The organism is Streptomyces sp. NBC_00310 (genome assembly GCF_036208085.1).
Taxonomy (GTDB): domain Bacteria; phylum Actinomycetota; class Actinomycetes; order Streptomycetales; family Streptomycetaceae; genus Streptomyces.
The window spans coordinates 7373165-7398613 of sequence record NZ_CP130714.1 but is presented as its reverse complement, the minus strand read 5'-3'; the positions used below and the strand labels follow the sequence as shown (position 1 = coordinate 7398613).

Here is a 25449-nt window from a genome sequence, read left to right as displayed (position 1 = left end):
GGATCATGCGCCGTTACGGCAAGCACACCGACGAGGACGACATCCGCAGCCGCCCGAACCGCAAGGGCAACCGTCCCCGTACGCACATCCGCCCCAAACACGAGGACGCCGCCGAGGGCATGGTCCTCACCGTCGACCGGGGCCGGCTGACCTGCCTCGTCGACGGCCAGGTCATCCTCGCGATGAAGGCCCGCGAACTGGGCCGCAAGGCCGCGGTCGTCGGCGACATCGTCGCCCTCGTCGGCGACCTCTCCGGCAAGAAGGACACACTCGCCCGGATCGTCCGCATCGCCGACCGCACGTCGGTGCTGCGCCGCACGGCCGACGACGACGACCCGTACGAGCGCGTCGTCGTCGCCAACGCCGACCAGCTCGCCATCGTCACCGCCCTCGCCGACCCGGAGCCCAGGCCCCGGCTGATCGACCGCTGTCTGGTGGCGGCGTACGACGGCGGCCTCACCCCCCTGCTGGTCATGACCAAGTCGGACCTGGCCTCGCCCGACAAACTCCTGGAGCTCTACGGCCACCTGGACATCCCGTACGTGGTGACGAGCCGCCAGGAACTGGAGGCCGACGACACCGCCGACCACGTGCGCGAACACCTCGACGGCAAGATCACCGCCTTCGTGGGTCACTCGGGCGTGGGCAAGACGACCCTGGTCAACGCCCTGGTCCCGGAGGACCTGCGCCGTACGACCGGCCATGTGAACGCGGTGACGGGCCGCGGCCGGCACACCACGACCTCGGCACTGGCCCTCCCCCTGGCGGACTCGCACGGCGGCTGGCTGGTGGACACCCCGGGCGTACGGTCGTTCGGTCTCGCCCACATCGACCCCTCGCGGGTCATCAACGCCTTCCCGGATCTGGTGCCGGGCACCGAGGGCTGCCCGCGTGCGTGCGGTCACGACGAGCCGGACTGCGCGCTGGACCAGTGGGTGGCGGACGGTCACGCGGACCCGGCCCGGCTCTACTCCCTGCGCAGGCTGCTCTCGACACGCGAACGACGGGAAGGCGACTGACCTCCGCGTTGTTTGCGCCCCTCTCTACCCGGTAAGTGCATAATCGCACCAAGTCGGAGCCCGACCGGACGAGAGCACACGAAGCGGTCACGGAGCGTGGGGACACGGGAGGACGAGACATGGCGTGGCTGCTGGTGGTCGTGGCGGGACTTCTGGAAACCGGGTTCGCCGTCTGCCTCAAGCTCTCGCACGGCTTCACCAGACTCTGGCCCACGGTCGCCTTCTGCGTCTTCGCGCTCGGCAGCTTCGGCCTGCTGACCCTCTCCCTGAAGAAGCTCGACGTCGGCCCCGCCTACGCCGTCTGGACGGGCATCGGCGCGGCTGGCACCGCGATCTACGGGATGATCTTCCTCGGGGACATCGTGTCGACGCTGAAGATCGTCTCGATCAGCCTGGTGATCGTGGGGGTCGTGGGCCTGCAACTGTCGGGTTCGGCGCGGTAGTTCGCGACCGGGCCTACAGATGGTGGAGAGGCCGGCTGAGCTGGCGGGGCAGCGCGGTCCGTACGAGATCCGTGACCCCGCCGTCACCCGGGGGCGCCGCCACGCACGACAGGGCGAGCCGCACGGCCAGTTCGCAGCAACGGGCCAGCTCCCCCGTGTCCGACCTGGGGGTGCCGGGCGCGGACAGCACGGCGACGGCCCGCTCGCGCACCAGGGCCACGAAGTCGGCGGGCGCGGGCAGCGGCCCGTCCGCGCGGCGCTGGGCGGGCACTACGGAGGACGAGGGCACCGCCGACAGCGTCGGCGAGGGCAGCCGCTCGCTCCAGCAGCCGGTGAGCATGGCGCGAACGAGCGCGTTGTTCCGGGAGGCCGCCACGGTCCACTCGGCGGTCGCGGCCAGCCGGTCCCGGGTGTCCGCGGGGGTGGCCAGCGCCCGCTCGACGCCCGCCAGATAGCCGTCCGCCTCCCTCCGGACCAGGGCCCTGGCCAACCCGTCCTTGCTGCCGAACTCGTTGTACAGCGTCTGACGTGACACTCCGGCCACCGCCGCCACGTCCACCATCCGCACCGTGGACCACGGCCGGCGCACCAGCGCCGTGTAAGCGGCGTCCAACAACGTTTCCCGCGCTGCAGGCATCATCGCCTCCCTGAATGCGAGCGGGCGGCTCTGGCCCTCAGATTTGACGCGCATCAAGTCACTGTCAAGGGTTCACGGCGGTCCCCAGGGGCGCACATCAGCCAACGCACGCGGGCCCCTTCCCACCACGCCCACCCACCCCGCCCACCCACCCCGCCGACGGCAGCCGCGGAGCGTGGCCGGCTGTCGTGGCTGCGGGCAGTCGTGCCACCGGGGGCGACGGGGGCACCCCCGCTCGATCGAAGCCGAGCGGGGGTGAGGGTGGGTGAGGGTGGGCGCGGGGGCACCGGGCGGGCGCCGGTGAACGACACCCGCCCCCGCCCGGCACGACCCCCGGGTGCCCGACCGTCGCCGCCCCAACCCCCGCACCCCCCAACCGACCTCCGGCCCCCTGTAGCCCCGTACCGACCTCGGCAGATACCGTTCGCCACATGGCCGACTACCTCGACGACCTCCGCTTCGCCCACGTCCTCGCGGACGCCGCCGACGCGACCACCATGGCCCGGTTCAAGGCCCTCGACCTGAAGGTCGAGACGAAGCCGGACATGACCCCGGTGAGCGAGGCCGACAAGGCCACCGAGGAACTCATCCGCGGCCAACTCCAGCGCGCCCGCCCCCGAGACGCGATCCTCGGCGAGGAGTACGGCCTCGAGGGCACCGGCCCCCGCCGCTGGGTGATCGACCCGATCGACGGCACCAAGAACTACGTCCGTGGCGTCCCCGTCTGGGCCACCCTGATCTCCCTGATGGAGGCGGCCGAGGGCGGCTACCAGCCCGTCGTCGGCGTCGTCTCCGCCCCCGCCCTGGGCCGCCGCTGGTGGGCCGCCAAGGGCCACGGCGCCTTCACGGGCCGCAGCCTCAGCTCGGCCTCCCGCCTGCACGTCTCCCGCGTCGCCGAGCTGTCGGACGCCTCCTTCGCGTACTCCTCCCTCAGCGGCTGGGAGGAGCGCGGCCACCTCAACGGCTTCCTGGACCTGACCCGCGAGGTGTGGCGCACGCGCGCGTACGGCGACTTCTGGCCGTACATGCTGGTCGCCGAGGGCGCGGTGGACATCTGCGCCGAACCCGAACTCTCCCTCTGGGACATGGCCGCCAACGCGATCATCGTCACCGAGTCGGGCGGCAGCTTCACCGGACTCGACGGCCGCCCCGGCCCGCACAGCGGCAACGCGGCGGCCTCGAACGGCCTGCTCCACGACGAGCTGCTGGGATACCTGAACGAGCGCCACTGAACCTGCCCTTTGACGCGGACGACGCCCCGGAGTGATCCCGGGGCGCCCCGAACTGACCACGCACGCCCCCTTGTTGACCTCCGCTTTACCTGCCACATTGAGAGTTCCCCCGCTTGTGAACTTGTGCAGCGCTCAACAGGCGCCTCCGGCGCCGGGCCTGAACTATCTGTCGCCGGGGTACCCCAGGAGGTGGCTGAACTCCATGCTCGTCCGCGACGCCATGAGCACACTGGTCCTCACCATCGGTCCCGATCACACCCTCCGCCAGGCCGCCGCACTGATGTCGGCTCGCCGGATCGGCGCGGCCGTGGTCCTCGACCCGGACGCCGGCGGACTCGGCATTCTGACCGAACGCGACGTCCTCAACTCCGTCGGCCTGGGCCAGAGCCCCGACGCCGAACGCGCCCATGCCCACACCACCAACGACGTCGTGTTCGCCGCGCCGTCCTGGACCCTGGAGGAAGCGGCCCGCGCCATGACCCATGGCGGTTTCCGCCACCTGATCGTCCTCGACCAGGGCGCACCCGTCGGCATCGTCTCGGTCCGCGACATCATCCGCTGCTGGTCACCGGCCCGACAGCCCACACCCGCCTAGAGAGCCTCCGGGCACACGAACGCGCGGGCTCGTGAACCCACGGACCCACGCGCGCGACCCACGGACGCGCGAACGGGCCGGGAACCTCGGAACGAGATCCCGGCCCGTCCTCAACGACAAGCGGTCCAACCCCGGGTCGGCCGCACAGGGCCTGGACTGCGACCTCCAGGCGCTTGCCGAAGCCTTTCCTGACAGAACCCGATCCTATATTGGACAAAATCCAAGTCAAGTCAAGCTCCAAAGTCACACCTGTTCGGGAACTGTTCCCCCTTGCTGTTAGGCTGACCGGTATGAGTGACCTTCTGGAGCGGCTGCGCGGACGCGGATGGCGTATGACCGCGCAGCGACGTGTCGTGGCCGAGGTCCTCGAAGGCGAACACGTCCACCTGACGGCCGACGAGGTGCACGCGCGCGCTGTCGCCAAACTGCCCGAGATCTCCCGGGCGACCGTGTACAACACCCTGGGTGAGCTGGTCTCCCTCGGTGAGGTGCTCGAGGTGGCCACGGACAAGCGTGCCAAGCGGTACGACCCCAACGCGCACCGCCCGCACCACCACCTGGTCTGCGCCCGGTGCGGCACGATCCGCGACGTCCACCCCACGGGCAACCCGCTGGCCGACCTGCCCTCCTCCGAGCGCTTCGGCTTCACCGTCTCGGACGTAGAGGTCACCTACCGAGGCGTCTGCCCGACCTGCACGACCGCGTAGGCCCACCGCCGCACGACACACCAAACCCCCGGCGCCGATACGGCCGGGGGCTTCTCTCTGCACACTGATCAGTCAACCTGATCAGTCAACTTGATCAGGTTGCCAATACCGCGATACACCGAGGGCCCGGAACCTGATCGGTTCCGGGCCCTCGGCCTTCAGTAGCGGGGACAGGATTTGAACCTGCGACCTCTGGGTTATGAGCCCAGCGAGCTACCGAGCTGCTCCACCCCGCGGCGATGAACTGAACACTACGTCACCGCCACCGACCAGCGCAAATCCATTGGGCACCAGCCCTGACCTGCACCTCCGCGGCCGGCCACCCCGTCCCGCCCTCGGGCAACGCACCGCTGACCGCCCCACCCAGCAGTGCGGGCGCGGGTCCCACCTGCCCCGGCCGCGGGCAGTCGCCCGAGGGAGGCGACACCCACCCTGCAGGGGTGCAGGGCCCGGCACAGGCCTGCCTGTCGTCGCCGCGAGCAGTCGCGCCGCCGGGGTGGCCCGGCGGCACGGGTGGGCGCGGGCGGCACCCCGCAAGCGCCGGCGAGCGAGACCGACCCCCGCCCAGCCGCAGCCGCCGGGCGCCCCCGCACCCCCGAGCCCCGCGCAGCGGCCCGGCACCAGAAGCGCTTACGCCGACAACTCGTCCCGCAACGCATCCCGCAACCGCGCCGCCCGCTCCGCGACCTCCGCCGGCCCGAGGGCAGCGGCCCGATCGGCCCACCGCTTCCCCTCCACCAGCTCACCCCGACGCGCGTAGACGAGAGCAAGCCGCAAAGCGGCCCGCCCATGCCCCGCGTCGGCGGCCCGCGCCCACCACACCGCGGCCTCAGGCTCGCTCCCCTCCCGAGCCAGCAGCAGCCCCAGATTGAACGCCCCGTTCCGCGACCCGGACTCCGCCGCGACCCGATACCACCGAGCCGCCTCGACGACGTCCCCCCGCGCCGCGGCCAGCATCCCGACCCGCACCTGCGCCCGCCGATGTCCCTGCGACGCGGCCCTCTCGTACCACTCCTCGCACTCGTTCTTCTCCCGCACCGGCTCCCCCAGCTCATGCGCGGGAGCGGGCGGCCGGCGCGCGTCGAGCACGGCGGCCAGCCGGTACGCGGCCTCCGCACTGCCCCCACCGGCGGCACACCGCAGATGCCGCTCGGCGGCCCGCTCGTCGCCGTCCCGCAGCCGCGCGATGGCGACCTGGAGCGCCGCCTCGGTGTGCCCGGCGGCAGCCGCCCGCTCGTACCAGACGAGCGCTTTCACGTCGTCGCCCCGCCCGGCGAACAGGATGCCCAGGTTGAAGGCGGCGTCCACGCTGCCGGCCTCCGCGGCCTTGGAGAACCACGGTTCGGCCCCGGACGCGTCCCCGACCTGGAGCAGCAGGATGGCCAGCGCGTTCGCCGCCTCCCGGTGCCCGGCGTACGCGGCCCGCCGGTACCACTGCTCGGCCTGCGCGGTCCGCCCCTGCTCGGCGCAGAGCAGCCCGAGATTGAACGCGCCGTTGACGTCACCGGCGTCCATCGCGGCCCGGTACCACCGCTCGGCGGTCTGCGTCTCACCGCGCTCGGCGTGCAGCGCGCCCAGCGCGTTCGCCGCGTTGCCGTCGCCCTCCTGGGCAGCCCGCAGCCACCACACGGCCGCGCTCTCGGTGTCGCCCGCGTCCCGCAGCAGGAACCCGAGCGCGCAGGCGGCGCGCGGCTCGCCGTCCTTGGCGGAGGTCAGATACCAGCGCCCGGCCTCCTTGAGCTCCCCGCGCCGCTCCAGGATCGCCCCGAGATGCAGGGCGGCCCGCCGGTGCCCGCGCGCGGCGGCCTGGCGGTACCACTGCTCCGCCTCCTCGGCGGCGCCCCCGACTCCGTTGTCGGCACCGGGCTCTGCGGCGCGCGCGGCGGCACGGCCTTCACGGACGACCGGACGGGCCTCGCGGGCGGCCTCCCGGCTCGCGCTCCCGATCTCGAACGCCGCGCGCGCGATCCTGCGCCCCTCGCGCGCTGCCGCGCGCTCCTCCTGCTCGGCACGCTGGTCGAGCTCTCGCGCGAGGCGATACGCGGCCTCGCGGTGCCCGCGCTCGGCGGCGACCCGCATCCACCGCTCGGCGGCGGCGTCGCTACGGTGCTCCAGCAGATCGGCGAGGGCGTACGCGCCCAGTGCGTGGCCCTGCTCGGCGGACTGGCGCAGCCAGTACTCGGCGGCCGGCTCGTCACCGCGCTCACGGTGGTGCCGGCCGAGCGCGTGCGCCGCGGCGGCGGACCCGGCGACGGCCGCGATCCGCCACCAGCTGGCGGCCTCGTCGGCGTATCCGCGCTGGTGCAGCAGGACACCCAGGTTGTTGGCGGCCGCGCGGTCCCCGGCCGCGGTGGCGCCCCGAAGATAGGGCTCGGCTCCGTCGAGGTCGCCGCGGCGCAGCAGCATGGCTCCGAGGACGCTCATCGCCTCGGCGTCACCGGCTTCGGCGGCGAGCCGCTGACGCGCCTCCTCGACGGCGTCGGCCGTCTCGTCCTCGTCCGCCGCCTGCACGGACTCGACCGACGAAACGGACTCGGCGGGCACCACGAAGTCGGCGGCAGGCAGCGCAAAGTCGGCAGGCTGCGCAAACCGCCCTGTCTCCAACAGAGTTGCCTTGTCCCCCATAACGTCCATCGTCGCACCACCTGCAACCTGGGTACACCTGGTATACCGCAGCCATTGAGGTCACTACAGCGTTTTGTCGACATGCCCACAGAGCGACAAGTCAAACACAGATTTCGCCAACACCCCCGACAACACGTCGAAGGCCCGGATCCTTGAGAGGATCCGGGCCTTCAACTTCAGTAGCGGGGACAGGATTTGAACCTGCGACCTCTGGGTTATGAGCCCAGCGAGCTACCGAGCTGCTCCACCCCGCGCCGTTGTGTTGCAACCGTACCACGGCGCGGGGTGGAGCTTTGCATCAGCCGCTTCCGGAGCCTCCGTCACCGCTCTGGTCGCTGTCCTCACTGCCACTGCCGCCGGTCCCGTCGGCCTTGGACTGCGCGTCCTCGGCCCGCTTCAGCGCGTCCTCCAGGGCCTGTTGGGCCCGGCCGTACGCCTCCCAGTCGCCGTCCTTGAGGGCCTGCTGGCCCTCGTCGAACGCCTTCTGGGCTTCCTCCAGGGCCTGTTGGACCGTCGGATCGCCGGACGGGGGCGGCTCGTCGGTGCCCTCGTCGCCGTCGTCGACCGGTGGCTCGGTGGTCGGACCCTCGGTTTCGAACACCTTGTTGAGCGCCGCGTCGAGGGTGTCCTCGAAGGCCGTGTTGCCGCCGTAGGTGACCAGGACCTTGCGCAGCAGCGGGTACTTGAGTCCGCCGCCTCGGACATAGACGGGCTCCACGTAGAGCAGTCCGCCGTCGAGCGGGACCGTCAGGAGGTTGCCGTACTCGACCTGGGAGTCACCTCTCTTGAGGAGGCTGATGGTCTCGGCGATGTCCTGTTCGGAGTTGAACTGGCTCTGGACCTGTTTCGGTCCGTCGATCGGTTCGCTGGTCGGCAGTTTCAGAATTCTGATCTTGCCGTAGTCCTTGGTGCCCGCCTCGGCGTTGACCGACACGAAGGCGCTGAGGTTGTCCCGGCCGTTGGGCGTGAGCGTCGTGGTCAGCGAGAACGCCTGTGCCGTCTGGCCCGGCAGCTTCATGCTCAGGTAGTACGGCGGCACCGCGTTGCCCGAGGTGTTGGTCGGGTCGTCCGGGACCTGCCACACCTCGCTGCCGCTGAGGAACGTCTCGGCGTCCTTCACGTGGTAGCGGGTCAGCAGTTCACGCTGAACCTTGAACAGGTCCTGCGGGTACCGCAGATGGGCCAGGAGCGAGTCGGAGATGTCCTCCTTCGGCTCCACCGTGCCCGGGAAGGCCTTCATCCAGGTCTTCAGGACCGGGTCCTGAGTGTCCCACTGGAAGAGCTTGACCTCGCCGGTGTACGCGTCGACGGTCGCCTTCACCGAGTTGCGGATGTAGTTGACCTGGTTCTGCTGGGCCACCACCGCCCTCTGACTGTTGTCCGCGGTCAGGGAGTCGGCCGTCGTGTCGCCCAGGGTGGTGCGGGAGGCGTACGGGTAGCCGTTGGTGGTGGTGTACGCGTCGACGATCCACTGGATCTTCCCGTCGACGACGGCCGGGTAGGCGTCGCCGTCGATGGTCAGCCAGGGGGCGACCGCCTCGACGCGCTCCTTGGGCGTGCGGTTGTACAGGATCCGCGAACCCTCGCCGATGGCACCGGAGTAGAGGATCTGCGGCTCGTTGAACGCCACCGCGTACGCGGCCCGGTTGACCGGGCTGGAGAGGTTGATCCCGCTGTTGCCCTTGTAGCTGGTGGTCTTCTCACCACTGTCGTCGGAGTAGTCGATCTCGTCCTGGGGACCGCCGACGATCGAGTACTGGGTGGTCTTCTCGCCGTAGTAGACCCGCTGCTGGTACTTGCCGAGGTCGCCCTTGGACGGCAGGTCGGACTCCGTGAACACCGGACGGCCGCCGGAAGTGGCCTCGGTGCCCTTGGCGGCGACCACGCCGTAGCCGTGGGTGTAGCGGAAGTGGTCGTTGATCCAGTTGTTCTTCGGGATGCCGGCGAGGTTCAGCTCGCGCAGACCGATGACCGTGTCCTGCTCCGCGCCGTCCTCATTGCTGTACCGGTCGACGTCCAGGTTCGTGGGGAACGCGTAGTAGTTCCTCATCTGCTGGAGCTGCTGGAACGTCGGCGAGACGATGTTCGGGTCGAGCATGCGGATACTCGCCGTGGTGTCGGCGTCGGCACGGAGCTTGGCCTTGTCCGTGGTGTCGCTCACACCGGAGTACTCCTCGACCTCGGTCCCGTCGATGCCGTAGGCCTGCCGGGTCGCCGAGAGGTTCTTCTCGACGTACGGCGCTTCCTTGGCCTGCTCGTTCGGCTGAACCTGGAACTTCTGGACGATCGCCGGGTACAGCCCGCCGATGAGGATCGCGGAGAGCACCATCAGGCCGAAGCCGATGACGGGCAGCTGCCAGGTGCGCCGCCAGATGGTGGCGAAGAACAGCAGCGCGCAGATGGCGGCGATGCAGAAGAGGATGGTCTTGGCCGGCAGGTACGCGTTCGCGTCGACGTACCTGAGGCCCGTCCAGTTGCCCGTCGCCTTGAAGTCGCTGGACTTCACCGCGAGCCCGTACCGGTCGAGCCAGTACGCGACCGCCTTCAGGGTGACGAAGATGCCCAGGAGCACCGACAGGTGCCCGGTGGCCGCTGCCGTGGCACGCGCGCCCGGGGAGGTGACCCTGAGGCCGCCGTACAGGTAGTGCGTGAGCGCGGCCGCGATCACCGAGAGCACGGCGGCGGCGAAGCCGAAGCCGAGCAGGAAGCGGTACCAGGGCAGGTCGAAGGCGTAGAAGGAGACGTCCAGGTCGAACTGGGGGTCCTTCTGGCCGAACGAGACTCCGTTGACCCACATCAGCCAGGTGCGCCACTGCCCGGAGGCGGAGGCGCCGGCGATGAGGCCCACCAGGGAGGTGATCCCGAGAAGCAGCCACTTCTTGTAGGGCGCGATGCCCATGCGGTACCTGTCGAGGCTCTGCTGCTCCATCGACATCGCGCTCAGCGGCGGCCGTAGCCGGTGCGCGAGCCAGATGTTGAAGCCGACCGAGGCCGACATGAGCAGACCGAAGACGAAGAAGAGCCCGATCTTCGTCCAGAGCGTGGTGGTGAAGACGGACGAATACTTCACCGACCGGTACCAGAGCCAGTCCGTCCAGAACCCCGCGAACATGACGAACGCCATGCCGAGGACGGCAAGGACGCCCAGCGTCATGAGCAGCGTCCGGACACGTCGGGACGGTCGGCCCACTCTGATCCGCGGCCCCGTCGGGCCTCCGCCGCGGTCCGGCATCTGGAAAGCCAAGGTGCGCACCTCGAAGTTCGCTGTCGATACGTCAGGCCCGCGTCTACGGACCCTCCAGCGGGCCCCGTGATCGCAGGGGCCTCACCTATGCAACTTACTCACGCTTTACTCGGTTCCCGCTTCCGGGAACGAACGAGGCAGGATTGTGACCATGTCCAACACTCCCATGGCAGCGAACCCCCTCACCCGGGCCGTGCTCGAGATCGACGAGTACGCCTCGGGCCTCGGCTGGGACCAGCCCGCTCGCCTCTTCGCCCTCGTGGATACCGCGCGTCTGCGGTCCCAGGAACCCGCCCTCGCGACCCAGCTCGGCCTTCAGAACGAGTCCGAGACCGCCGGTCTCACCCCGATCGAGCAGGACGAGATCCCCGCCGGCAAGGCGCTGGACGAGTTCCTCGGCACCATCGCCTGGCCCGACGCGGTGGTCGGCTGCGCGCTGACCGTGGAGCGGCTGATGCTGCCGCCGTCCGCCGAGACGTCCGTCCCCGAGAACCTCGACGGGGCCCGCCTCGCCCAGTGGGTCGCCGCCCACCCGGACCGCCAGGAGGTCCGCATGACGGTCGCCGTCCTCCGCGACGGCTCCCGCGACTCGGCCCTGCGCCTGCGCGAGAAGGACACCCCCACCGAGGTCCTCACCGGCCCCGAGCTGGTCCCGGGCCTGGCGGAGGCCCTGTCCGCGACCTTCGTGGACTGATCGCCGGAACTCTGCCGACGGGGTCCCGGGCAAGGGCCCGGGTACGGCGGTGGGGGCGCCCCCGGTCTTCCGGAGCGCGCCCCCACGCGCGCGTGCACGTCCGTCCCCGTCAGCCCTTGGTGGTGCACTTCGGCAGGTCGGCGGTGTCGCCGGAGCGGATGTCCTTCAGGGCTCCCAGCGCGTCGTCGATGGTGTCGACCTTGACGAGGGTCAGTCCGTCGGGGGTGTCCTTGGCCGCCGCGTCGCAGTTGTCCTTGGGCGTGAGGAAGTACTCGGCGCCCTTGTCGCGCGCGCCGACCGTCTTCATCTCGATACCGCCGATGGGACCCACCTTGCCCTCGTCGTCGATCGTGCCGGTGCCGGCCACGAACCTGCCGCCCGTCAGGTTGCCCGGCGTGAGCTTGTCGTAGATGCCGAGGGCGAACATCAGTCCGGCGCTCGGGCCGCCGACGTCGGCGAGCTTGATGTCGATGGTGAACGGGAAGGTGTGGTCGGTCCCGGCGGAGATCCCGACGATCGCCCGCTCCTCGCCCGAGTCGTCCGACTTGGCCGTGGTGATCGTGACTTTGTCGGTCTCGGTCGCCGTCCTGTTCGCCTTCTCGGCGGCGGCCTGCGCCTTGGCGGGCACGATGAGGAAGTCGACGTCCTCGCCCGGCTTGTGCTTCGTGACCAGCTTCGCCACGTCCTCGGGCGCCTTGACCGCCGTACCGTCGACGGACTTGATCACGTCACCGGCGTGCAGTTTGCCCTCGGCCGGGGAGTCCTTGACGACGGTGGAGACGATCACCCAGGACTTCACCGGGATGTCCAGCTCCTCCAGGGCCGCGACCTTGGCGCTCTCCTGGGACTGGCTGAACTCCTCGGCGTTCTCCTGGGTCGACTGCTCCTCGGTCTTGCCGTCCGGGTACAGCGTGTCGTGCGGCACGACCTTGTTGTCGTGTGCCAGCCAGCCGTACACGGCCTCGACGAGGTTCATCCTGTAGTCGGCGCTGGTGACGCGGACCGTGGTCATGTTGAGGTTGCCGGTCGTCGCGTACGTCTTGCGTCCGGAGATCTGCAGCACCGGCTCGCCGTCGTGCTCCCCCAGCGTGTTCACCGTCGGCCCCGGTGACATCTCCGCGTAGGGCACGGGAATGATCACACCCGCGCACAGGAGCGCGATCAGCATCAGGGTGGAAGCGAGCATCGTCGCGGTGCGGCGTGGCATGGAACGACAGTACGGGACAGGCCTGTCCGCGCACTGTCGGGGCCGTCCGTCCGGGGGTGCGGGCAGGAGGCCGCTAGCCGCCGGAGTGGGACCGCTCCATGGCCTCGCGGAAGCGCGAGTAGCCCGCGAGCTCGGTGCCGTCCTCGATGCTCCTGCGGTTCCGGCCGGCCCAGCCACCCCACAGTCCGGCACCGATCGCGGCCACGAGTGGAATCAGCAACCAGGCGAGCGCCGCCATGCCGGCCTCCCAACCCCTATCAAGCAACCACAACTGACTGATCAGCAGATTATCCGTCCGCTCCGTCAACGCTCGCGCCGGGGGGCGGGTTACGCAACCGGAACGCGCGCAGGCGCATTCCGGTCACGGCTTCAGCAGGCGCCCACCCTCCCGTCGCCCGACCACCACCCCCCACCGACGGCGCTACGCGCCGACCCGCCCTCCCGTCGCCCGACCACCACCCCTCACCGACAGCGCTACGCGCCGACCCATTCATCGGTGCCGTCGGAGAACTTCTGGTGCTTCCAGATGGGCACTTCGTGCTTCAGATCGTCGATCAGTTTGCGGCACGCCTCGAAGGCCTCGCCCCGGTGCGGACACGACACGGCGACGACCACCGCGAGGTCCCCGACCGCCAGGTTCCCCACCCGGTGCACGGCCGCGAGTGCCCGCACCGGGTAGTCGGCGACCACCTTCTCCGCGATCCGCCGCATCTCGGCCTCGGCCGTCGGGTGACACGAATAGCCGAGCGCGTCGACATCGGTTCCGCCGTCGTGGTTCCGCACGGTTCCCACGAACAGCGCGGTCCCCCCGGCCGCGTCGTCCCCGACCGCCCGGAACACCTCGTCGAGGGAGAGCGCCGTCTCTCGAATCCCGATCAGCTTGACGGGCTCCTCGGCCCCCTGCTCACCAGGATGATCATCATTCACTGCCATACCCCCATCGTGCCCCACTCACGGCCCGGCCCGACACGGTCACAACCGCAGTCACGCGCGCGTGGCGGCTTGGAGTGACCAACAGACGTACGCAGCGGTGTTCGGGCAATCGCGCCGGGGCGGGCGGCACGGGGGCGCGCGGCGGCACCCTGCGCGCGTCGGCAAGCGCAAACGCGCCCCGCAGCCACAGCAAGGGGCGCGCGTCCCTCAGCGCCGCCCCCGAGCCTTCCGCGCCCGCCGCACCAACGCCGCCGTGCCCAGCAGCGCCACCGTCGCGCCCGCCGCACCCGCGGCCGTCGCGTCCTTGCGCCCCAGCCGCCGCCCGGCCACGGTGTGCCGCCCGGCGACCTCCTCCAGCAGCTCCGCGAGCACTTCCTCGTTCGTCCACACCGGCCGCCAGCCGGCGTCGTGCAACCGGCTCCCGCTCACGACCCACGGATACATCGTGTAGGCCAGATCCCCGGCCGGGGACGGTGTCAGCCCGATCCGGTGGAGCCGGGCAGCGGCCCCGAGGGCGACCGCGGACGGCAGCTCCATGCGCCTGATCCCGCTGAGCTCCTCGACCTCCTCCTGCTCCAGCCACCCCTCGCATCCGACGGCCAGCTCCCCGTCGACCTTCTCCAGCACGGCGTACTCCAGCGCACCGCACAGATCCTCGACGTGACAGAACTGCCAGGCGGGCCGCGACCCGGCCACCACCAGCAGCCGAGGCGACTCGAAGTACCTGGTCAGCGCCGTGTCCGTGCCCCCGACAAGGGTCGCCGGGCGGACGACGGTGACATTGAGGCCCGGATGGGCGCGGGGTGCCCGGCGCGCGAGCCGCTCGATCTCCAGCAGGTCGCCGACCCCGGTGGCCTCGGCGGTCGCCCGCAGCTCGGCGTCCTCCGAGAGCGGGAGCTCGTTGTCGGGCAGCGCCCCGTAGACCATCGCCGAGGTGCACAGCACGACCCGGTGCACCCCGGCCGCGGCGGCCGCGGTGAGCACGGTCTGCGTGCCGCGCACGTTGTACGCGCTGCGTGCCGCCGAGTCGGTGCCCAGGTCGAGGTCGACGGCGAGGTGCACCACGACGTCCGCCCCGCGCAGTTTCTCGGCGATCGCCGGGTCCCGCACGTCCAGGATGTGCCACGTGGCGGCCGCGCACTCGCCGCGCCGCTCGTCGATGGCGATGACCTGCCGGATCTCGTCGGACTCGGCGAGCCGCTCGGTGAGCAGCGCTCCTACGCCGGACGCGGCACCGGTGACCGCGACGACGGGCCCGCGCGCGGCGGGACTGGTTGAGTGGTTTCGCGCTGCGCGAACCTGTGGATCTGGGGAACTCACCGGGCGTCTCCAGCGGTTGTCTTCAGTACGAACGCGGGTGACGCGTACGTACCAGGTGGCATCCATCCTGCCGCAGGCCTTCGGTCGGCGGAGCACTGAGGCCTTAACCCGCCGTGGTGTCTACGCTGGGTGGTGTTCGGGCAGCCGTGCCGTCGGAGAAAACCGATGGCCCTATCAGCCGAGGAATCCCGTGAGTGACACCCCATTCGGATTCGGCCTTCCGCCGGAGGAGCCGGACGACGGCGACGAGGGCAAGAAGAAGGACCAGGAGAGCGGTGGTGGTCAGGGACCGGCCAACCCGTTCGGCTTCGGGTTCCCCGGAGCCGGCGGTCCCGGGGCCGACAATCCGTTCGCCGCGATGTTCGGTTCCATGAACCCCAACGACCTGGGCGCCGCCTTCCAGCAGCTGGGCCAGATGCTCTCGTACGAGGGCGGCCCGGTGAACTGGGACATGGCCAAGCAGATCGCCCGCCAGACGGTCTCCCAGGGGACGGCCGACGGCACGAAGGACGTGAGTGTCGGCCCCGCCGAGCGCACCGCCGTGGAGGAGGCCGTCCGCCTGGCCGATCTGTGGCTCGACGACGTGACGTCCCTGCCGTCCGGCGCGGGCTCCGCCGTGGCGTGGAGCCGCGCGGAATGGGTGGAGGCCACCCTGCCCGCCTGGAAGGAACTCGTCGACCCGGTCGCCGAGCGGGTCGGCGGCGCCATGGGCGACATCCTGCCGGAGGAGATGCAGGCCATGGCCGGCCCGCTGATCGGCATGATGAAGTCGATGGGCGGCGCCATGTTCGGCCAGCAGATCGGGCAGGCCGTGGGCGTGCTCGCGGGCGAGGTCGTCGGCTCCACCGACGTCGGCCTGCCGCTCGGCCCGGCCGGCAAGGCCGCGCTGCTGCCGATCAACATGGAGGCGTTCGGCAAGGACCTGGGCGTCGGCAAGGACGAGGTGCGGCTCTATCTGGCCCTGCGCGAGGCCGCCCACCAGCGGCTCTTCGCCCATGTGCCGTGGCTGCGCTCGCACCTGTTCGGCGCGGTCGAGGGCTACGCGCGCGGGATCAAGGTCGACACGGCCAAGCTGGAGGACGTGGTCGGCCAGTTCGACCCGCAGAACCCCGAGGAGTTGCAGCAGGCACTCCAGCAGGGCATGTTCCAGCCGGAGGACACCCCCGCGCAGAAGGCCGCCCTGGCCCGTCTGGAGACCGCTCTGGCGCTGGTGGAGGGCTGGGTGGACGCGGTGGTGCACGCCGCCGCGAAACCGCGCCTGTCGTCCGCCGACGCCCTGCGCGAGACCCTGCGCCGCCGTCGCGCCACGGGTGGCCCGGCCGAGCAGACCTTCGCGACGCTGATCGGCCTGGAGCTGCGCCCCCGCCGCCTGCGCGACGCCTCCCGCCTGTGGGCGTCCCTCACGGACGCGCGCGGTGTCGACGGCCGTGACGCCCTGTGGGCCCACCCCGACATGCTGCCCACCGCCTCCGACCTGGACGACCCGGACGGCTTCGTCCATCGCGAGCAGCTGGACTTCTCCGAGCTGGACAAGATGCTCGGCGAGGCCGCGGGCGGCTCCACCGAGAAGCCGGACCTCAAGAAGAAGGACGACGACACCGAGTGAGCCTGCACGACGACGCGGTCCTCGTACTGAAGAGCTACGAGGACCAGGCCGAGCTGCGCCAGGCGTATCTCGACCACCTCGCGGCCCACCCGGACGGCATGTGGAAGGCGTGCGGCGCCGGACACATCACGGCGAGCGGTCTGGTGATCGACCCCCAGCACGGCCGGGTGCTGCTCACTCTCCACAAGAAGCTGCGCATGTGGCTGCAGATGGGCGGGCACTGCGAGCCCGAGGACACCACCCTCGCGGGCTCCGCCCTCCGGGAGGCCACGGAGGAGTCCGGCATCACGGGCCTGTCGCTCCTGCCGGGCGGCCCGGTCCGCCTCGACCGCCACCACACCCCGTGCGCCTGGCACCTCGACGTCCAGTACGCGGCCCTCGCCCCGGCCGACGCCGTGGAAGCGATCAGCGAGGAGTCCCTCGACCTGCGCTGGTTCGCGTACGACGAGGTGCCGACCGTGGCCGACGAGTCGGTCGTACGCCTGGTGGAGGCTACGCGGGAACGGCTCTGACCTCGCTCTTTCGTGTGGGGTCGGCGATCTGACGGTGTGCCGCCGACGGGCTGCGGGCAGGCCCCCGCCGGGGGGACGGACGCGGTAAGGGGCGTCCGCCATGGCGGACGCCCCTTACCCATGCGCCGAACCGACGCGCCGACTGATCAGTTGCGGCTGCCCCCGAGGGAGTTCCCGCTCAGCCCGCCGCCGCCCATGCCGAACTGTCCAAGCACTCCGGACGTCCGCAGGTGCTGGGGCGGGAGCAGCTCGCTCGGCTGCACCAGGACGTGCCCGGTACCCCCGAAGTGCATCTCCCAGCCCTCTCCGGTGGAGCCCCTGCGGCGCCACACGGCGGAGGTGGAGGTCGGCGCCTGGAGCTGGGTACGCAGCGAGGTGGACCAGGCGATGACGGCGTCCGAGTCGACGCAGATGTTCTTCTCCGGCGTCACTTCCAGAGCGAGCGGCGCACCCGAGGTCATCAGGACGACCTTGCCGCCACCGGACAGCTCCAGGTTGTACGCCCCGGCCGAGGCCACCTCGACGGCGCTGTCCACCGCGACGATGCCGACGTTCAGGGAGCCGTCGAAGGCGAGGACCGCGGAGGAGTCGACGGTGATGCCTCTGCCGACCTCCATGATGTGCAGGTACTGCGCGAAGTTGGCGAGATACACGATCCCGTTGCCCTTGCAGCGCATGAGTTCGAGCCGCTCGCCCGTCATCCGCTCGGCGTTGCGCCAGCTGCGGTTGCGGTACTGGCTGTCGAAGTCGACCTGCCCCTCGAAGGCGACCATCGCGCCCTGGCGGGCCAGGACGGGACTGCTGCCGATGGTGACGTCGGTCTTGAGCAGCTGTGGGTTCTGCAGTGTGTAGCGCTCGGTGTGGTTCACCGGGATGTGCGCGAAGAGTGTGCTGTGCATGGTGTGCTGTTCTCCTCTCAGCCCCGGTCAGCCACGGATCTTGAAACGGTCGCCGGTGTCCTCGCTGGGCTGGACGACCACGAAGCCCCGCCCCTTGAAACCGATCTGGAAGGCCTCCCCGCTGCCCCGGCCGATGAGCGCACTGGCCTTGATGGTCCGGCGGGCCTTCATGTCGAGGCCGTCGGTCCAGGCGATCAGCGCGTCCGGGTCGACGTACGTCTCCCGCTCGGCGCAGTCGAGGGAGATCGGCACGCCCCGGCTGACCAGGGCGACCCATCCGGTGCCGCGGACCACGAGGTTGGTGAGGCCCGAGCCGGAGAGCTTGGCGAGGCCCTTGACCGGCTCGATGGTGAGCTGGAGGGAGGCGTCGCAGGCCAGCAGGGTGGGGCCGTTGACGGACAGTGCCTCGTTGTTCAGGTGGAGGATGAGGACGTCACCGCCGTAGTCGGCGAGGTACAGCTCCCCGTCGCCCCGGCAGAGCATCAGCTTGCCGCCCTCGCCGGTGACCATCTCCTCCGCGCTACGGCGAAGCGTGGCGGGCGGGCCGTCGAACTGGACGTAGCCGTCGTACGCGATCATCGAGCCGGCCTTGGCCAGCAGGTCCTGACCGCTGACCATGGTGACCTTGAGCGTCTTGGAGCTGTGCACGCTCATGCGGGCGCCGGTGGACGTGGAGCGGTGCGCGTTGAGTGTCTGGAGGTCCATGCTCTGCCTCACACCTCGAAGGGCTGGACGACGACGAAGTTGCCGGGGGCACCGCGGAACTGGAGGTTCACGGCCTCCTGGGTCTGCCGGGCGTACCCGGAACGGCGCAGCCTGAGCGAGGTGGTGGTGACGGCCTGCGCGCCGGCGGACCAGGCGATGACGGCGTTGCCGTCGACGTAGGTGGCCGGACCGACGGGCAGAACTACGGGAATGCCGCGGGTCTTGACGACGACCGCTCCCGTGCCGGAGAAGAGCATGCTGAAGAGACCGCCGCCGGGCAGGCCGGCGCCCTCGATACGGCGGATCTCGGTGTCGAGCGCCTCGTCGAAGGCGAGGACGCCGCGCGCGCTGGTGTAGAGCTGCTCGTTCTCCAGGCGGATGACGAAGAGGTGGCTGCCCTCGTCCGCGAGGAACACCTCGCCGTCTCCGGAACAGCGCATCAGGGCCATGCCCTGTCCGGTGAGCTGGCCCGTCAACTTGCCGAGCAGGCCGGAACCCTTGTGGGCGAAGTCGATGTCGCCCTGGTAGGCGACCATGCTCCCCTGCTTGGCGAGGATGTTGGCACCCTTGGTGAGCGTCGTCCGCACGAGCTGCGGGTTCTGCTCGGTCCAGCGGTCTCCGACGGGAGCCTCGGAGTACTTCGTGAGGACGACCCGCAGTCCCGCCTCCGGAGGCACGGGCGCGAGCTGCGTACCGCCACCGAAGGGCTGTGCCTGCCCCGGGAAGGCCCCGGGAGCGCCGGGGGGCGTGAACGGGCCGCCTTGCGGAGCCGCGCCAGGAGGCGTGAAGGGTCCGGCTTGGGGCGGGGCGCCGGGCGGAGTGAAGGGACCGCCCTGCGGCGGGGCGCCGGGCGGAGTGAAGGGACCGCCCTGCGGTGCGGGTGCGGCCGGGGGCGGAACGGTGCCGCCGGGCTGCGTGTTCAGGGGCGCGACGATGGTGGGCGCGGCGTGCACGGAGGGCGAGGGCGCCGGGGGCGCGAACCCCTGCGCGGGCGCGGGGGCCGGAGCCGGAGCGGCAGGGGCAGGGGCAGGGGCACCGAACGCGGGCGGGGCGAAGCCGGGTGCTGCGTCGGCCTGCGGCTGCTGTGGTGCGGCGGCGGGTTCCTCCTCGGCGACCTCGCCGCCGAAGTTCTTCAGCAGCGCGTCGAGACCGCCGTCGAAGCCCTGTCCGACGGCCGCGAACCGCCACACGTCCTTCAGGTAGAAGTCGCCCAGCATCACGGCGCGCTCGGTGGAGAACTCCGAGCCGTCGAACGGATACCGGGCCACCTCCTCGCCACCCGCGACGATGCGGACGTAGCCGGGGGCGATCTGCGACATCTGTCCGTTGCCGTCGACCGTCGCCGTGAAGGACAGCTTCTGGATCTGGGGCGGGATCTTGTCGAGAGTGACGCGGAAGGACTCCGTGTCGCCGGACTGCGCACCCAGGAGCTGGATCGACTCCTCGGGGGTCTTCGGCTGGTTGAAGAAGACGAAGTAGCGGTCGTCCGACAGCCGTTCGTCGGCGTCCAGACCGAAGCAGCTGATGTCGAAGGTCAGCCCGGGGCCGGAGATCTGTACACCTACATACAGATCCGTACCCGCGGTGAGGTCACTGATCTTGGCCTTGTGGCCGCGTTGGAATTCCCTGGCCATGCGTAACGACCGTCCCCCATCCCGTCCCGAAAGTGCGTACGCCTGCGAGTGCGTCGCGCCAGGCTAACCGCAAAGTCCTGAGGCGTACGAGGCCGGTACAGAGCCGGTACAAAAGCGCGACTTCGGTCACCGGTCCCACAAACGCACACACGCGCGCGTGAAGTGCCCGTTTCACGGCACTCGCCCCACGCCGCAGGCCGTGGCAGCCTTCACGCCGCAGGCCGCGACCCGGGTTCCACCGGACGGCCACGCGGGCGTTACTCGTCCCGCGCGACCGGCGGATGCGGCAGCCGGTCGGCGGCAACCACCCCTTCGAGGTAGCCACGCGCACGCTCGGTACGCGGATACGCCTCCAGCAGCTGCCAGAACCGAGGCCCGTGACCTGGTACGAGCAGGTGTGCGAGTTCATGGAGGAGGACGTAGTCGACGACGTACTCGGGCATGCCCTGCAGCCGGTGCGAAAGACGGATGCTGCCCTCGGCCGGGGTGCACGAGCCCCAGCGGGTGTTCTGGTTGGTGACCCAGCGGACCGCGGTGGGCCGGGCGCGCCCCCCGAAGTACTGGTCCGAGAGCCGGGCGGCGCGCTCCGCCAGTTCGGCGTCACCGAGGCGCCGTTTGCTTTCCTGCGCGGCCAGCTTGTCGAGCATGACGGTCACCCAGCGCTGCTCCTCCGCCTCGGACATCCGAGCGGGAATGAGCACGACGGTGCGGTCGCCCTCGCGGTACGCGGAGACCGTTCTGCGCCGTCGCGCGCTCCTGCGGACCTCGATCGCGCTCGCCCGCGAGCCGCTCGGCGGCTGGCTCGTCGTGCTGCGCTGTGGCTTTCCGGCGCGGTGCAGTGGGTCGGCGGGCACGCCCCGACGTTACCCGCTGCACACGGGGGAAGTCCCGTCTCCGGGACGGTTCGATATCGATCCGCACTCCGAGCGCCTGATTTGTACGACGAATGCCGTCGCCTGTGGACAACTCTCGACAGGCTTCGTCTCGGTCCGTGCATGCTGGCACTCGTCGGCGGACCAGGCACTCGCACCGTCGACACACGGAGACTCATCTCTGGCTTCGGGGGCCGATCATGCATCCGATGGTGAAGCCCGCGCTCCGGCGCGGCTGGCGGGATCTCAACACCGTGCAGTTCGGTCTGGCACCGGCGCACGCCATGGTGCTGGGCCCGATGGACACGGCGACAGGCAGTTTCCTCGCTTTGCTCGACGGCACCCGCGGACTGCCGCTCCTGCGCGACGAGGGGCGCCGCATGGGCCTGCCGGACGGTCATGTGGACGGTCTGGTGGACCGCCTGTCCCGGTCCGGCCTGCTGGACGACGCGACGGGCGGCGGTCCGGCCGCGGACGACCTGCGCGCCAAACCCGGGGTCCTGGACCGGCTGCGCCCGGACGCCGCCACGCTCTCTCTGATCGCGCCCGAGCCGGGCGACGCCATGAAGCGTCTGGCCGCCCGCCGGTCACTGAGAGTGCAGGTACGGGGCGCTGGGCGCGTGGGGGCGGTGCTCGCCTCCCTGCTGTCGGGGGCAGGCATCGGTGAGGTCGAGGTCCGCGATGTCGGCAGGGTCGAGCCAGGGGACGTCTCGCCGGGCGGCCTGCCGGCCGAGTCGATCGGCGAGCGCAGGGACATGGCGGCACGCCGAGCCGCTCGCCACGCGGCGCCCGACCGCCCGCCCCGGCGCCGCCGCGGCCCCCGGCCGCCTGCGGGCCCGTCCGAGGACCTGCCGCTGGACCGCCTCCGCGAGGAGTCCGGGTTCTCGCTGGTGATCCTCGCCCCACGCACCGGTGTCGACGTCCACGCCCCCAAGCCCGATGCCGCCGAGCCGCTCATCGCGTCGGGCACACCACACCTCTATGCCGGTGTGGTGGAAGGCACAGGTGTGGTCGGCCCCCTGGTCCTGCCCGGCGAGACGGGCTGCGCGGGCTGCCTCGACCACAGCCGTGCCGACCGCGACGAGACCTGGCCGCGGCTGGTCGCACAGTGGCGATCCGGTCGCCCCCACCAGCTCGAGGCCTGCGATCTGGCTCTGGCCACGACCGTCGCCGGGCTGGCCGCGGGACATGCGCTCGCGTTCCTCGACGGGCAGACGCCGTCCAGTGCGGGCGCCCGCTGGGAGGTCTCGGTGCCGGGGTTCGACTGGCACCCCCGCCCGGTGTGGCCGCACCCGGCGTGTGCCTGCTCGGCAGCTGAAAAAGATGCCGCCGGGAAAGGTAACGGGGAACACACCGCAAAGGACGGGGAGGCGCACGAGACAATGGCGGGGCATCAGCGGTCAACGAGGTTGTCCCGCAAGGCACACGCGGCACGGCCTGCTGGGACTTGGAGGGCGCATGTCTGATCTTCCCCGGAAGGCGGTCACCCGGACCGCCAAGCTCGCCGCGCTTCCGCTCGGCATCGCAGGCCGGGCCACCTGGGGACTCGGCAAGCGAATCGTCGGCGAGTCGGCGGAGCTCGTGGGCCGAGAACTCCAGCAGCGCACGGCGGAGCAGTTGTTCAAGGTCCTGGGCGAGCTGAAGGGCGGCGCGATGAAGTTCGGGCAGGCCCTGTCCGTCTTCGAGTCGGCGCTCCCCGAGGAGGTCGCGGGCCCCTACCGCGCGGCCCTGACGAAGCTCCAGGACGCGGCACCCCCGATGCCGACCCGGACGGTGCACTCCGTATTGGAGGAGCGTGTCGGAAAGGACTGGCGGGAGCTGTTCCTGGAGTTCGAGGAGAAGCCGGCCGCCGCGGCCTCGATCGGTCAGGTGCACCGCGCGGTGTGGCACGACGGCCGTGCGGTCGCCGTCAAGGTGCAGTACCCGGGCGCGGGCGAGGCGCTCCTCTCGGACCTCGGCCAACTCAGCCGGTTCGCGCGCCTGTTGGGCCCACTGATCCCCGGGATGGACATCAAGCCGCTCATCGCGGAGCTGCGGGACCGTGTCTCCGAAGAACTCGACTACGGTCTGGAGGCCCAGGCCCAGCAGGCACACGCGGAGGAGTTCGCGGGTGATCCGGACGTCGTGGTCCCGGCCGTGGTGCACCAGTGCGAGCAGGTGCTGGTGACCGAATGGATGGAGGGCACGCCCCTCTCCGAGGTGATCACCGACGGCACACAGGAGCAGCGCGACCGGGCGGGCCAGCTGCTGACCCGCTTCCTCTTCTCGGGCCCGGCCCGCACCGGCCTCCTGCACGCGGACCCGCATCCGGGCAACTTCCGCCTCCTGCCGGACGAGAAGAGCGGCTGGCGCCTCGGCGTCCTCGACTTCGGCACGGTGGACCGTCTGCCGGGCGGCCTGCCGACCCACATCGGTGAGTCCCTGCGGCTGACCATCGAGGGCGAGGCCGAGGCGGTCTACGAGATGCTCCGCACGGAAGGCTTCGTGAAGGAGTCGATAGACCTGGACCCGGACGCGGTCCTCGACTATCTGCTTCCCATCATCGAGCCGGCCAGGGCCGACGAGTTCGCCTTCGCCCGCGGCTGGATGCGCAGTCAGGCCGCCCGCATCGCCGACCCCCGCTCCCCCGCCCATCAGCTGGGCAAGCAACTGAACCTGCCCCCGTCCTACCTCCTCATCCACCGGGTGACCCTGAGCACCATCGGCGTCCTGTGCCAACTCGGCGCGACGGTCCGGATGCGCGACGAACTGGAGGAGTGGCTGCCAGGCTTCCTGTACGAAGAGGAGGAGGACGAGTCGGTCGCGGAGGCGTAGCGGTTCGAGCAGCGGCGGCTCGTCGGCTGTCTCCGCGATCCGGGTCAGGAGCGCGGAGCCAGTCCGAGGACGGGGCTCACCACCAGGCCGAGTCCAGCCGGCCTTCGATCGCCCGTAGGTTCTCACGGGCGCAGGCCGCGCAGAAGTAATGCCGTGCGCCGTTCTCTACGGAACAGATCCACAGGGGTTGAGGGGTTTCGGCGGTGGTGCCGCAGCGGGCGCACATGAGGGTCTGGGGTTCTCCGGCTGGGCTGCCGTGGTCGCTGTCCCCGGAAAGACTCGTCACGCGGCGACGATATCGGCGCAGCCGACGGATCCGTCGTCACCACGCACCGCGGGGGCCGGTCCGCTCGGACCGGCCCCCGCGGGGAGCCACTGCTATGCATGGTTGTGGTGTGCCTGACCAGGCTGGTTCATGCCGGTTGCCGCGCTGCGGCTACTGCATGACCGCCATGGCGAGCGCACGGCGGGCGCGCATCGAGGCGCGCTCGGCCCGGCGCTGCATCCGCTGAGCGACCGCAAGGCGCATGGCCCGGCGTTCCTGCTCGGCCTGGTGCAGGCGCTCGTGCATATGCGCACGAGCCAGGGCTTCTGGCATGAGATGCATCTCTCGGGTCCTGTTCTGGCGCGAGTCGTTCGCACCGGTGGTGGTGAAATCCGGAGTCGCGGAGCCGACGGGCTCGCTCGTGGACGGCTTCATCGGGGCCTGCTTCTTGGGGTCGTGCGTGAGAGGGCGGTCGATCGTTCCGGTGATGTTCATGCCGTGACCGGGTTCTTGCGCGGGCGACCACGAGGCCGCTTGCGGGCCACGACGACACCCTGGACGAAGAGCTCGCCACCCCAGACGCCCCAGGGCTCACGCCGCTCCTTGGCGCCGGCGAGGCAAGCCTCCATCAGCGGGCAGGTGCGGCAGAGGGACTTGGCGTACTCGACGTCGGCCGGCGACTCGGCGAAGAAGACCTCCGGGTCGTAGGAACGGCAGGGGACGGGTACGCCGAGGTTCTCGATGGCGTCGTCGAGCGCGGTGAGCGCGGTGAGCGGGGTCAAGGTGGAGTCCTCCGTGAGGCCGGGCGGGGGGATCGTTTCGGAAGGCGGTACGGACGGGGCGTGCGCTTCGAGTTGCACGGTTGGTCTTCCTCGTCTGGTCGTTCCGGCCTGTTGGCCGGTGGCGGCTGGTACCGGGTTCTTTTCTTGTCCCGAGGCCCCTTCGCTCTGCAGCCCCCGGTCGGGGACAAACAGAAGGGCCGCGGATCCCGGGTGGGGTTCCGCGGCCCTGAAGGCGCCGGCCTGATCGTCGATCAGGCTGGATCACTCCAGGGTTCAGGCCCACGGAAGGCCCACATCAGGTGGTGCTGCGTCGTCTGCTTCCGGAATCCGGCACCGGCCGCCGCAAAGGCATAGGCATGCGCCTGTGCCGTTACTGCTGCTTCCAGTGCCTTGGTCGGTCGCTCATTGCGCTCACGGACGGGAAGACCCGCCAGAGACACGGAGGACGCCGGACGGCCGCCACTGATGGCGGACAGACCGGTGCCCAGGTTCGAGACGCCGAGCATGCACAGGGAGACGGCCGAGCGATCGGTCATTTTGACCGGGCTGATGAAGCTGGTGTTGATGCTGATCACTGGACTCGCCTCCTCTCGGCGTCTTTGGGGACCGGCGTGAACCAATCCGACGGGTATGAAGTACATCACGAAACCAGGGCCTTCGAGAAGGCCGCTGCTCTCGTGCCTAAGAACCTATGGGGATTGCTG

Annotated in this window: 25 protein-coding genes and 2 tRNA genes; 10 read left to right on the top strand and 17 right to left on the bottom strand. The window is 70.7% G+C overall.

The window, feature by feature from the left end; genetic code table 11:
- Positions 1–5 precede the first annotated feature (5 nt).
- Together rsgA and OG202_RS32465 are read left to right on the top strand one after the other, a co-directional pair.
- Complete coding sequence (gene rsgA / locus OG202_RS32470) at positions 6–1019, top strand: ribosome small subunit-dependent GTPase A (RefSeq protein ID WP_326577674.1); 1014 nt, start codon at positions 6–8, stop codon at positions 1017–1019.
- A 119-nt stretch (positions 1020–1138) separates the two neighbouring features.
- Positions 1139–1462, top strand: coding sequence for a DMT family transporter (locus OG202_RS32465; RefSeq protein WP_326577675.1), 324 nt, complete (start codon positions 1139–1141; stop codon positions 1460–1462).
- A gap of 13 nt (positions 1463–1475) precedes the next feature.
- On the opposite strand, the gene OG202_RS32460 is transcribed toward OG202_RS32465, so the two are convergent.
- Positions 1476–2102 carry a TetR/AcrR family transcriptional regulator gene (locus OG202_RS32460; protein ID WP_326577676.1) on the bottom strand — a complete coding sequence of 209 codons (627 nt, stop codon included), beginning with the start codon at positions 2100–2102 and terminating at the stop codon, positions 1476–1478.
- Between the two features lie 428 nt (positions 2103–2530).
- Between OG202_RS32460 and hisN the strand changes: the two genes are divergently transcribed.
- The 3 genes from hisN to OG202_RS32445 all read left to right on the top strand — a co-directional run bounded on the left by hisN (position 2531) and on the right by OG202_RS32445 (position 4633).
- A complete protein-coding gene (hisN, locus tag OG202_RS32455; protein WP_326577677.1) occupies positions 2531–3331 on the top strand; it encodes a histidinol-phosphatase in 801 nt (266 codons plus the stop codon).
- Between the two features lie 202 nt (positions 3332–3533).
- On the top strand, positions 3534–3926 hold the full coding sequence (locus tag OG202_RS32450) for a CBS domain-containing protein (protein ID WP_327727899.1): 393 nt from the start codon (positions 3534–3536) through the stop codon (positions 3924–3926).
- A 290-nt stretch (positions 3927–4216) separates the two neighbouring features.
- On the top strand, positions 4217–4633 hold the full coding sequence (locus OG202_RS32445; RefSeq protein ID WP_326577679.1) for a Fur family transcriptional regulator: 417 nt from the start codon (positions 4217–4219) through the stop codon (positions 4631–4633).
- A 162-nt stretch (positions 4634–4795) separates the two neighbouring features.
- Here OG202_RS32445 and OG202_RS32440 read toward each other — a convergent pair.
- From OG202_RS32440 to OG202_RS32425, 4 genes are all read right to left on the bottom strand, one after another.
- Positions 4796–4869: transfer RNA gene (locus OG202_RS32440), tRNA-Met, on the bottom strand.
- Between the two features lie 394 nt (positions 4870–5263).
- Complete coding sequence (locus OG202_RS32435; protein ID WP_443052309.1) at positions 5264–7258, bottom strand: tetratricopeptide repeat protein; 1995 nt, start codon at positions 7256–7258, stop codon at positions 5264–5266.
- 180 nt (positions 7259–7438) lie between these two features.
- Positions 7439–7512, bottom strand: a tRNA-Met gene (locus tag OG202_RS32430).
- A gap of 44 nt (positions 7513–7556) precedes the next feature.
- Complete coding sequence (locus OG202_RS32425) at positions 7557–10490, bottom strand: UPF0182 family membrane protein (protein ID WP_327732123.1); 2934 nt, start codon at positions 10488–10490, stop codon at positions 7557–7559.
- A 163-nt stretch (positions 10491–10653) separates the two neighbouring features.
- On the opposite strand from OG202_RS32425, the gene OG202_RS32420 reads away from it, so the two are divergent.
- Positions 10654–11196 carry a PPA1309 family protein gene (locus tag OG202_RS32420; RefSeq protein WP_326577681.1) on the top strand — a complete coding sequence of 181 codons (543 nt, stop codon included), beginning with the start codon at positions 10654–10656 and terminating at the stop codon, positions 11194–11196.
- A 109-nt stretch (positions 11197–11305) separates the two neighbouring features.
- On the opposite strand, the gene OG202_RS32415 is transcribed toward OG202_RS32420, so the two are convergent.
- The 4 genes from OG202_RS32415 to OG202_RS32400 form a co-directional block, all read right to left on the bottom strand.
- Positions 11306–12403 (bottom strand): YlbL family protein, encoded by a 1098-nt coding sequence (locus OG202_RS32415; protein ID WP_328223990.1) that lies wholly within the window; start codon positions 12401–12403, stop codon positions 11306–11308.
- Between the two features lie 73 nt (positions 12404–12476).
- The gene (locus tag OG202_RS32410; protein WP_328224804.1) at positions 12477–12623 is read right to left on the bottom strand and encodes a hypothetical protein; all 147 of its coding nucleotides are present in this window, start codon (positions 12621–12623) and stop codon (positions 12477–12479) included.
- A 254-nt stretch (positions 12624–12877) separates the two neighbouring features.
- A complete protein-coding gene (locus tag OG202_RS32405; RefSeq protein WP_326577683.1) occupies positions 12878–13336 on the bottom strand; it encodes a molybdenum cofactor biosynthesis protein MoaE in 459 nt (152 codons plus the stop codon).
- Between the two features lie 207 nt (positions 13337–13543).
- A complete protein-coding gene (locus OG202_RS32400) occupies positions 13544–14656 on the bottom strand; it encodes an SDR family oxidoreductase (protein WP_326577684.1) in 1113 nt (370 codons plus the stop codon).
- Between the two features lie 190 nt (positions 14657–14846).
- Between OG202_RS32400 and OG202_RS32395 the strand changes: the two genes are divergently transcribed.
- Positions 14847–16262: a zinc-dependent metalloprotease gene (locus tag OG202_RS32395; RefSeq protein WP_326577685.1), complete on the top strand. Its 1416-nt coding sequence runs from the start codon at positions 14847–14849 to the stop codon at positions 16260–16262.
- Positions 16259–16774, top strand: a complete 516-nt coding sequence (locus OG202_RS32390; protein ID WP_327727901.1) for an NUDIX hydrolase — start codon at positions 16259–16261, stop codon at positions 16772–16774. Before OG202_RS32395 ends, OG202_RS32390 begins: the two co-directional genes overlap by 4 nt.
- A gap of 146 nt (positions 16775–16920) precedes the next feature.
- Here OG202_RS32390 and OG202_RS32385 read toward each other — a convergent pair whose 3' ends face one another.
- From OG202_RS32385 to OG202_RS32370, 4 genes are all read right to left on the bottom strand, one after another.
- Complete coding sequence (locus OG202_RS32385; protein WP_326577687.1) at positions 16921–17673, bottom strand: AIM24 family protein; 753 nt, start codon at positions 17671–17673, stop codon at positions 16921–16923.
- Positions 17674–17700: 27 nt separating this feature from the next.
- Positions 17701–18378, bottom strand: a complete 678-nt coding sequence (locus OG202_RS32380; RefSeq protein ID WP_326577688.1) for an AIM24 family protein — start codon at positions 18376–18378, stop codon at positions 17701–17703.
- Positions 18379–18386: 8 nt separating this feature from the next.
- Positions 18387–20012: a TerD family protein gene (locus OG202_RS32375; RefSeq protein WP_327727902.1), complete on the bottom strand. Its 1626-nt coding sequence runs from the start codon at positions 20010–20012 to the stop codon at positions 18387–18389.
- A 257-nt stretch (positions 20013–20269) separates the two neighbouring features.
- Positions 20270–20866, bottom strand: coding sequence for a M48 metallopeptidase family protein (locus OG202_RS32370; protein ID WP_326577690.1), 597 nt, complete (start codon positions 20864–20866; stop codon positions 20270–20272).
- Between the two features lie 218 nt (positions 20867–21084).
- Between OG202_RS32370 and OG202_RS32365 the strand changes: the two genes are divergently transcribed.
- Together OG202_RS32365 and OG202_RS32360 are read left to right on the top strand one after the other, a co-directional pair.
- Complete coding sequence (locus tag OG202_RS32365) at positions 21085–22350, top strand: TOMM precursor leader peptide-binding protein (RefSeq protein ID WP_326577691.1); 1266 nt, start codon at positions 21085–21087, stop codon at positions 22348–22350.
- Positions 22343–23698: an ABC1 kinase family protein gene (locus OG202_RS32360; RefSeq protein ID WP_326577692.1), complete on the top strand. Its 1356-nt coding sequence runs from the start codon at positions 22343–22345 to the stop codon at positions 23696–23698. The genes OG202_RS32365 and OG202_RS32360 overlap by 8 nt, the downstream gene beginning before the upstream one ends.
- Before the next feature lie 76 nt (positions 23699–23774).
- On the opposite strand, the gene OG202_RS32355 is transcribed toward OG202_RS32360, so the two are convergent.
- From OG202_RS32355 to OG202_RS32340, 4 genes are all read right to left on the bottom strand, one after another.
- Positions 23775–23984, bottom strand: coding sequence for a hypothetical protein (locus tag OG202_RS32355; protein ID WP_327727903.1), 210 nt, complete (start codon positions 23982–23984; stop codon positions 23775–23777).
- A 150-nt stretch (positions 23985–24134) separates the two neighbouring features.
- Positions 24135–24458: a hypothetical protein gene (locus tag OG202_RS32350; protein ID WP_326577694.1), complete on the bottom strand. Its 324-nt coding sequence runs from the start codon at positions 24456–24458 to the stop codon at positions 24135–24137.
- The gene (locus OG202_RS32345; protein WP_005480495.1) at positions 24455–24823 is read right to left on the bottom strand and encodes a WhiB family transcriptional regulator; all 369 of its coding nucleotides are present in this window, start codon (positions 24821–24823) and stop codon (positions 24455–24457) included. Before OG202_RS32345 ends, OG202_RS32350 begins: the two co-directional genes overlap by 4 nt.
- Before the next feature lie 173 nt (positions 24824–24996).
- Positions 24997–25320, bottom strand: a complete 324-nt coding sequence (locus OG202_RS32340) for a hypothetical protein (protein WP_326577695.1) — start codon at positions 25318–25320, stop codon at positions 24997–24999.
- Between the last annotated feature and the right edge of the window lie 129 nt (positions 25321–25449).

Coding starts and splice junctions, on each gene's coding strand:
- rsgA (WP_326577674.1), top strand. CDS start 6: ATGCGCCGTTACGGCAAGCACACCGACGAGGACGACATCCGCAGCCGC.
- OG202_RS32460 (WP_326577676.1), bottom strand. CDS start 2,102: ATGATGCCTGCAGCGCGGGAAACGTTGTTGGACGCCGCTTACACGGCG.
- OG202_RS32420 (WP_326577681.1), top strand. CDS start 10,654: ATGTCCAACACTCCCATGGCAGCGAACCCCCTCACCCGGGCCGTGCTC.
- OG202_RS32425 (WP_327732123.1), bottom strand. CDS start 10,490: ATGCCGGACCGCGGCGGAGGCCCGACGGGGCCGCGGATCAGAGTGGGC.
- OG202_RS32385 (WP_326577687.1), bottom strand. CDS start 17,673: ATGCACAGCACACTCTTCGCGCACATCCCGGTGAACCACACCGAGCGC.
- OG202_RS32435 (WP_443052309.1), bottom strand. CDS start 7,258: ATGGGGGACAAGGCAACTCTGTTGGAGACAGGGCGGTTTGCGCAGCCT.
- OG202_RS32380 (WP_326577688.1), bottom strand. CDS start 18,378: ATGGACCTCCAGACACTCAACGCGCACCGCTCCACGTCCACCGGCGCC.
- OG202_RS32365 (WP_326577691.1), top strand. CDS start 21,085: ATGCATCCGATGGTGAAGCCCGCGCTCCGGCGCGGCTGGCGGGATCTC.
- OG202_RS32445 (WP_326577679.1), top strand. CDS start 4,217: ATGAGTGACCTTCTGGAGCGGCTGCGCGGACGCGGATGGCGTATGACC.
- OG202_RS32405 (WP_326577683.1), bottom strand. CDS start 13,336: ATGGCAGTGAATGATGATCATCCTGGTGAGCAGGGGGCCGAGGAGCCC.
- hisN (WP_326577677.1), top strand. CDS start 2,531: ATGGCCGACTACCTCGACGACCTCCGCTTCGCCCACGTCCTCGCGGAC.
- OG202_RS32450 (WP_327727899.1), top strand. CDS start 3,534: ATGCTCGTCCGCGACGCCATGAGCACACTGGTCCTCACCATCGGTCCC.
- OG202_RS32350 (WP_326577694.1), bottom strand. CDS start 24,458: ATGAACATCACCGGAACGATCGACCGCCCTCTCACGCACGACCCCAAG.
- OG202_RS32415 (WP_328223990.1), bottom strand. CDS start 12,403: ATGCCACGCCGCACCGCGACGATGCTCGCTTCCACCCTGATGCTGATC.
- OG202_RS32360 (WP_326577692.1), top strand. CDS start 22,343: ATGTCTGATCTTCCCCGGAAGGCGGTCACCCGGACCGCCAAGCTCGCC.
- OG202_RS32465 (WP_326577675.1), top strand. CDS start 1,139: ATGGCGTGGCTGCTGGTGGTCGTGGCGGGACTTCTGGAAACCGGGTTC.
- OG202_RS32375 (WP_327727902.1), bottom strand. CDS start 20,012: ATGGCCAGGGAATTCCAACGCGGCCACAAGGCCAAGATCAGTGACCTC.